This is a genomic window from Streptomyces sp. NPDC058469 (assembly GCF_042721125.1).
In the GTDB taxonomy this organism is placed as follows: domain Bacteria; phylum Actinomycetota; class Actinomycetes; order Streptomycetales; family Streptomycetaceae; genus Streptomyces.
The window spans coordinates 88,150-94,322 of the sequence record NZ_JBHXME010000017.1; the positions used below are offsets into that span (position 1 = coordinate 88,150).

7 protein-coding genes and 1 pseudogene are annotated in these 6,173 nt (G+C 71.6%); 3 read left to right on the forward strand and 5 right to left on the reverse strand.

What is annotated here, in order from left to right; all coding sequences use genetic code 11:
• Complete coding sequence (locus ACFWP5_RS11770; RefSeq protein ID WP_384153994.1) at positions 1–966, reverse strand: zinc-binding dehydrogenase; 966 nt, start codon at positions 964–966, stop codon at positions 1–3.
• A 161-nt stretch (positions 967–1,127) separates the two neighbouring features.
• On the opposite strand from ACFWP5_RS11770, the gene ACFWP5_RS11775 reads away from it, so the two are divergent.
• Positions 1,128–1,637, forward strand: coding sequence for a MarR family winged helix-turn-helix transcriptional regulator (locus tag ACFWP5_RS11775; protein WP_384153996.1), 510 nt, complete (start codon positions 1,128–1,130; stop codon positions 1,635–1,637).
• A 10-nt stretch (positions 1,638–1,647) separates the two neighbouring features.
• Here ACFWP5_RS11775 and ACFWP5_RS11780 read toward each other — a convergent pair whose 3' ends face one another.
• The gene (locus tag ACFWP5_RS11780; protein WP_384153998.1) at positions 1,648–2,607 is read right to left on the reverse strand and encodes an NADP-dependent oxidoreductase; all 960 of its coding nucleotides are present in this window, start codon (positions 2,605–2,607) and stop codon (positions 1,648–1,650) included.
• Between the two features lie 133 nt (positions 2,608–2,740).
• On the opposite strand from ACFWP5_RS11780, the gene ACFWP5_RS11785 reads away from it, so the two are divergent.
• Entirely contained in the window at positions 2,741–3,604 is an 864-nt protein-coding gene (locus ACFWP5_RS11785; RefSeq protein ID WP_384154000.1) for a helix-turn-helix transcriptional regulator, read from the forward strand.
• 89 nt (positions 3,605–3,693) lie between these two features.
• Here ACFWP5_RS11785 and ACFWP5_RS11790 read toward each other — a convergent pair whose 3' ends face one another.
• Genes ACFWP5_RS11790 through ACFWP5_RS11800 form a run of 3 tightly spaced genes read right to left on the reverse strand, consistent with a single transcriptional unit; the run spans position 3,694 to position 5,998 of the window.
• Entirely contained in the window at positions 3,694–4,950 is a 1,257-nt protein-coding gene (locus ACFWP5_RS11790) for an RNA polymerase sigma factor (protein WP_384154002.1), read from the reverse strand.
• The gene (locus ACFWP5_RS11795; protein WP_384154004.1) at positions 4,947–5,285 is read right to left on the reverse strand and encodes a YciI family protein; all 339 of its coding nucleotides are present in this window, start codon (positions 5,283–5,285) and stop codon (positions 4,947–4,949) included. Before ACFWP5_RS11795 ends, ACFWP5_RS11790 begins: the two co-directional genes overlap by 4 nt.
• Positions 5,285–5,998 (reverse strand): YciI family protein, encoded by a 714-nt coding sequence (locus ACFWP5_RS11800; protein WP_384154006.1) that lies wholly within the window; start codon positions 5,996–5,998, stop codon positions 5,285–5,287. The genes ACFWP5_RS11795 and ACFWP5_RS11800 overlap by 1 nt, the downstream gene beginning before the upstream one ends.
• A 94-nt stretch (positions 5,999–6,092) precedes the next feature.
• Here ACFWP5_RS11800 and ACFWP5_RS11805 point away from each other — a divergent pair.
• Positions 6,093–6,173, forward strand: a pseudogene (locus ACFWP5_RS11805) (RidA family protein); the annotation flags it as partial.

Below are 6,173 nucleotides of genomic sequence, written 5' to 3' on the forward strand. Positions count from 1 at the left end.
TCAGGGCACCAGGACGGTGCGTACGCCCGGGATCTCGGGCGCGTTCCAGGCGCTCTCGACGTCGGCGAGGGGTACCGCCTTGGCGGTGACCGCGATGCCGCCGCTCTCGATCTCGTCGACCAGGGACGGGAGTTCCTCCAGGTACGTCCTGGTCGACACGGCGCCCTGGCCGTTGCCCTGGAGGCGGAAGTTGGCCGAGCGCAGTGCCACTGACGGGAGTTCGATGGTGGGGCCCGCCATGGCGCCGATCTGGATCCAGTTCAGGGCGCGGCCGCGGTCGGCGCGGGCTCGCAGCACCGCCATGATCGCGTCACCGGCCGGCTTGCCCCACAAGTAGTCGATGACCAGGTCGACTTCGGCGGCCTCCTTGGCCAGCGCCGTCGCGGTTGCGTCGGCGTCGTCGGTGAGCGCGACGGTCGCGTCCGCGCCGATTCCCGGCAGGGCCGCCAGGCGAGCCCGGTCACGTCCGGCGCCGACGACCCGCCCGGCGCCGAGCCGCTTGGCGACCTGGACGGCCATCTGTCCGGCGTTGCCGGTGGCGCCGAGGATCAGCACCGACTGCCCGGCCTCGATCGGGACGCGGCGGCGCAGCGCCACCCAGGACGACATGGCGGGGTTCATCCCCGCGGCGATCTTCACGACGTCCGCGCCGTCGGGGAGCGGGATGCTGTGGCGGCTGTCGATGACGGTCCGGGTGGCCATCGGGCCGGCCAGTTCGTCGTCGGCGACGAAGTACACCAGGCGGCCGTCCGCTCGCCGGCCGACCCCGTCGACACCCGGCACCATCGGCAGCTTCCCGGTGCTGGTGTAGTGGCTGCCCGACGCGCCGGTGCGCACTCGGGGGTGCAGCCCCACGGCGAGGACGTCGACGATTTCCTGGTCCTCGTCGGTCGGCGCGGGCAGGCCGAAGGGCTCGTAGCGGGGCGGGGTGCCGAATGAGCTGACGACGGCGGCGTGGATGTCCATGACTGCTCTCCTCGGATGTGATGCGCGGACAAGGGGTTCGGTACATGACGCGAAGGGTTTGATACGTGACACAAAGGATTTAGCGGGTGCCACGAAGGTTTTAGTTCGTGACACCAATCAAATTAGTAGGTGCCACGTACCTTTGCAAGTAGGATCGGGGGGTGACTTCATCCCACGACATGCCGCCCCCGCCCGCACCGTCGCCCGTGCCGTCGTCCGCAGACGAGGATCTCGGTCTGGTCGACGGCCTCGCCCAGCTCTCGTTCCTGGTGCAGAGCGCCCTGGCCGAGATCGCGGGGCAGTACGACCTGTCGGTGGTCCAGACCCGGATGCTCGGGATACTGCGGGACCGGGAGCCGACGATGAACCAGCTCGGCCGGCACCTCGGCCTCGACAAGTCCTCGATCACGGGCCTGGTCGACCGGGCGCAGCGCCGGGGTCTGGTCACCCGTACGGCCAGTACCGTCGACCGCCGCTCGTTCCAGGTGTCGATCACCGACGCCGGCCGACAGCTCGTGGAGCAGGTCGCCGCTCAGTTCGCCGAGCGGATCGAGAGGTGCGTCGAGCCGCTTCCCGGAACCGACCGGAAGCGGCTGTCGCGGATGGCGACGCGGATCGTGACCGCCGACGCCCACAACCGTGGCATCGACCTGCGCACCGATCCCCGCTGACCGGACTCCGTCAGACGGAGCTGCGCGGCACCGTCACCACGTGCTTCCCCACGACGCCGCCGCGCTCGAACGCCTGGTGCGCCGCGGCGATGTCCGCGAGCGGGTACACACTGTCGATCACCGGGCGCAGTGCCCCCGACGTGACATGGCCGGCCACGTCGCGCAGCACGGGGGTCTCGGGGTTGGCGCTGAAGGTGCGGATGCGGCGGGAACCGTGCACGCTCGACGCGGCGATCGCGGCAATGGCGGACGGGGACAGCCCGACGGTGACCATCCGGCCGCCCTTGGCCAACCGGCCGCGGTAGCAGTGCAGTTCCGTGCCGACGGTGTCGACGATGACGTCGAACGGCCCGATCTGGTCCGAGGTGGTGGAGCCGTAGTCCAGGACCTCGTCGGCGCCGAGTTCGGTGAGGATCTTGGCGTGGCGGTCGCGGGCCAGCGCGGTCACATGGCCGCCCATCGCATGCGCCAACTGCACGGCGGCCGTGCCGACTCCGCCGGCCGCGCCCCGGACCAGGACCTTCTCTCCGCTCACCAGGCGCACACTGTCGCGCAGCGCGATCAGCGCCGTGGAACCCGCGACCACCAGGGAGGCCGCCTCGACCGACGAGAGGTCCGCCGGGGCGTGCGAGATGCGCTCCGCGGAGACCACGACGTACTCGGCCGCCCCCGCGATGGAGTGCCGCTGCCGGGGGTGCACCATGCCCCACACCCGGTCCCCCACCCGGTAGCCCTCCGCACCGGCACCGGTCGCGGCGACGGTGCCCGCGAAGTCCAGCCCCACACCGATCGGGAACCGGCGCCCCGACACCATCTTCAACTCCCCCGCCCGGACGATCACATCGTGCCCGTTCACGCTGGACGCCTCGACCGACACCAGCACCTCACCCGCGCCGGGAGTGGGCCGGTCGACCTCGTTGACCCGCAGTACGTCCGCCGTGCCGAAACCCGTGATCTGAACGGCCTTCATGTCGCTGTTCCTTCCGTGGCCCGCTGTGTGGTTGATCCGATGCTGGACCCCGCGCGCGGAATCACGGTCGTTCTCCTTTTCCTGGGTCTGGCAGACCCACCCTCGCGGGCCCTGCCAACGGCATACTGGCGCGATGAACGACTCCTCCCACGCCATGAGCGACGATCCCCGACGCGAACTCGCGGAGTTCCTGCGCACCCGCCGAACTCGGCTGCGGCCGGAGGACGTTGGCCTGGAACCCGGCCCGAGACGGCGCGTCGCGGGACTGCGGCGCGAGGAACTGGCCCTGCTGGCGGGGGTGAGTTCGGACTACTACCAGCGCATGGAGCAGGGACGCGACGTACGCCCCTCCGAACAGGTCCTGGACGCTCTCGCGCGCGCCCTCACCTTTTCCGCCGAGGAGACCCGCCACCTCCACAGCCTCGCCGCCGCCGCACGCACCCCGGCCCGCAGCCCGCGTCCGTACGAGCCGGAGGACGTACCGGACACCACGCTGCGACTGCTGCACGGCATGAGCTCGCCCGCGCTGGTCGTCGGCCGTTTCCTGGACGTGCTGGCCTGGAACCCGCTCGGCGGCGCCCTGCTGGGCGACTTCACCCGTCAGCCCCAGAAGGAACGGAACATGCTGGCACTGTTCCTGCACCCCCAGGCCGACCGGACCTGCCCGAACCGGGCGGCCACCGTCGCGGAGCTGATCGGGATGCTGCGGACGCAGGTCGCCGCCGATCCGGGGAACCCGCGCGCCATCGAGCTGGTCGGTGAACTCGCCGTCCGCAGCGACGAGTTCGCGGCCCTGTGGGCCCTCCACGACGTGGAGGAACCGACCCGCGGCCAGATGCGCCTCAACCACCCCCGGGTCGGCGAACTCAACCTGGACTGGGACGCCTACCCGATACCGGGCAACCCCGGCCCCGCGCTCATGGTCTGCACCGCCGCCGAGGGCAGCCTCGACGCCGAGCGACTCCAACTCCTCGCCGGCCTGCTCGACGTCCGCTGAGGACGGTCCCCGGTCAACCGCCCAGTGCGAGGGCGGCCATCGGAACCTCCGGTGTCATGGGCCGCTTTCACCCCACCGACGAACGGCCCCTACCCGGATCGGCACTCCGCGAGCCGCCTCTCCAGAAACCTTCGCTCCGCCGCGTTCTCCACCAACTCCAGCGCCCGTTCGTACGCGACAGCCGCCTCCGCCGTACGGCCGCCGCGGCGCAGCAGATCGGCCCGGGTCGCGGGCAGTAGGTGATAGTCGGCCAGTTCGCCCGACCGCTCCAGTTCGGCCACCAACTCCAGTCCCGCGTCCGGGTGTTCGGCCATACCCACGGCCACTGCCCGGTTCAGGCGCACCACTGTGGAGGGCACGAATCGCTCCAACTCGCCGTACAGGCCCGCGATATCGGCCCAGTCGGTGTCGCCGGCCGTGGGCGCGGTGGTGTGGCAGGCGGCGATGGCGGCCTGGATCTGGTACGGCCCGGGGCGGCCCCGGCGCAGCGCGGTCTCCAACAGGTCGGCGCCCTCGTCGACTTCGGCCCGGTCCCACGCCGTACGGTCCTGGTCCTCCAAGGTCACCAACTCGCCCGCCGCGTCCACGCGTGTACGGCGGCGGGCGTCGTGCAGCAGCAACAGGGCCAGCAGGCCCAGGACTTCGGGCTCGTCCGGCATCAGGCGGGCCAGCACGCGGGCCAGGCGGATCGCCTCCGCGCACAGGTTCGTCCGGACCAACTCGGCGCCCGAGGTGGCCGCGTACCCCTCGTTGAAGAGGAGATAGACCACCCCCAGTACGCCCGACGTCCGCTCGGGCAGCAGATGCGCGGGCGGCACCCGGTACGGGATACCGGCGTTGCGGATCTTCTTCTTGGCGCGCACGAGCCGTTGCGCCATGGTCGCCTCGGGGACGAGGAAGGCGCGGGCGATCTCGGGGGTGGTCAGCCCGGCGAGCGTGCGCAGCGTCAGGGCGACCCGGGCCTCGATGGGCAGCGCGGGGTGGCAGCAGGTGAAGACCAGCCGCAGCCGGTCGTCCTCGACGCCGCTGTCGTCACCGTCGTACTCCGGGTCGTACGGTCCCTCGTCCCGCCCCAGCACCGCGACCTCCCGCAGTTTCGCCGCCCCGACCGCCTCCCGGCGCCGGACGTCGAGGGCGCGGTTGCGGGCGGTCGTGGTCAGCCAGGCGCCGGGGCGGCGCGGAATTCCGTCGCGCCGCCACCGGTCGAGTGCCTGGGCGAAGGCGTCCTGCGCGCACTCCTCCGCGAGGTCCCAGTCGCCGGTCACCCGGATCAGGGTGGCGACGACCTGGCCCCACTCCTCGCGGAAGGCGGCGGCGACCGCCTCCTCGACGTCCGGCACGTTCACTCCCAGACCGGCCGCACCTCGACCGAGCCGCCGTCGGAGGCGGCCGGATGCTTCGCGGCCAGGGCGATCGCCTCGTCGAGGTCCGCGACGTCGATGAAGGCGATGCCTGCGAGGTATTCCTTGGTCTCCGCGAACGGCCCGTCGCTGAGCAGCACTTCGTCGCCCCGGACACGCACGGTGGTGGCGTCCGTGGAGGGCCGCAGCCGTGCACCTCCGGTGACCCGGCCCGCCCGCACCTCCTCGAAGTAGGCGGCGAAACGCGGGTCGTCGGCATGCTCCGCCGGGCTCCGCTCCTCGTCCCCGGCCGGGGAGCAGAACAACAGGACGTACTTCATCACGCCTCCTTCAGGGACACGGTGTGCTCGTGGGTGATCAGCCGGCGCAGGCCGAAGTCACGGTAGCCGGTGGTCACGCGCAGCGTTTCGTCGAGCGGGGTGCCGTCGGTGCGGGTGCCGGTCAGGCGTACGAGGGAGTGGGCGAAGCCGATGCTCTCGTCCACCTGGACCCGCAGGTCCCGCACCTCGCGGGTCACCGGCCCGGTGACCGACGAGAACAGGTCCCGCAGTGCCTTGCGGTGGGCGTCGAGGCCCTGCCGCTCGTGGCCGTCTGCGAGGTGGAAGACCTCCGCATGGGGTGCGTAGCAGGCCAGCGCGCGATCGACGTCCCGTTCCCGGGCCGCCTCGGTCAGTTCGGCGTCAAGCGCGCGGATCTCCGCCTCGGCGTCCTCGTCGTCCCAGAACCTGCGGACCTCCATGGCGCCGATGGTGGCCACGGGGTGCTTCGCGGCGGCCTCGACGGCCTCCTCCAGGGTGTCGCACTCCAGGATGTCGAATCCGGCGACGTACTCCTTGGTCTCCGCGAACGGCCCGTCGGTGCGCAGCACCTCACCGCCGCGCACCCGCACGGTGACGGCCTCGGCGGGCAGCGCCAGCCGGTGACCGTGCAGTCGTACGTTACGGTCGCCCAGCTCCTCCACCCAGGGTTCCACGGGTGCCATCCCGGAGCCGTCGGCGGTGTCGTCGCCGCACACGAGCAGCATGTATTTCATGGGTCCTCCCGGTCCTCGATGAGCTTCCTACACCCCACCGACGAACGCGACCGAGCCGGATCGACACCCCGCCGAGAAAAAACACGGAGAGGCCGGGGCACGGGCCCCCGCGGTCGTTCCGCCGCTCGCCGCGTACCACCCCGCCGAGCGGTCCGGGGTGTACGTCTACACCTCC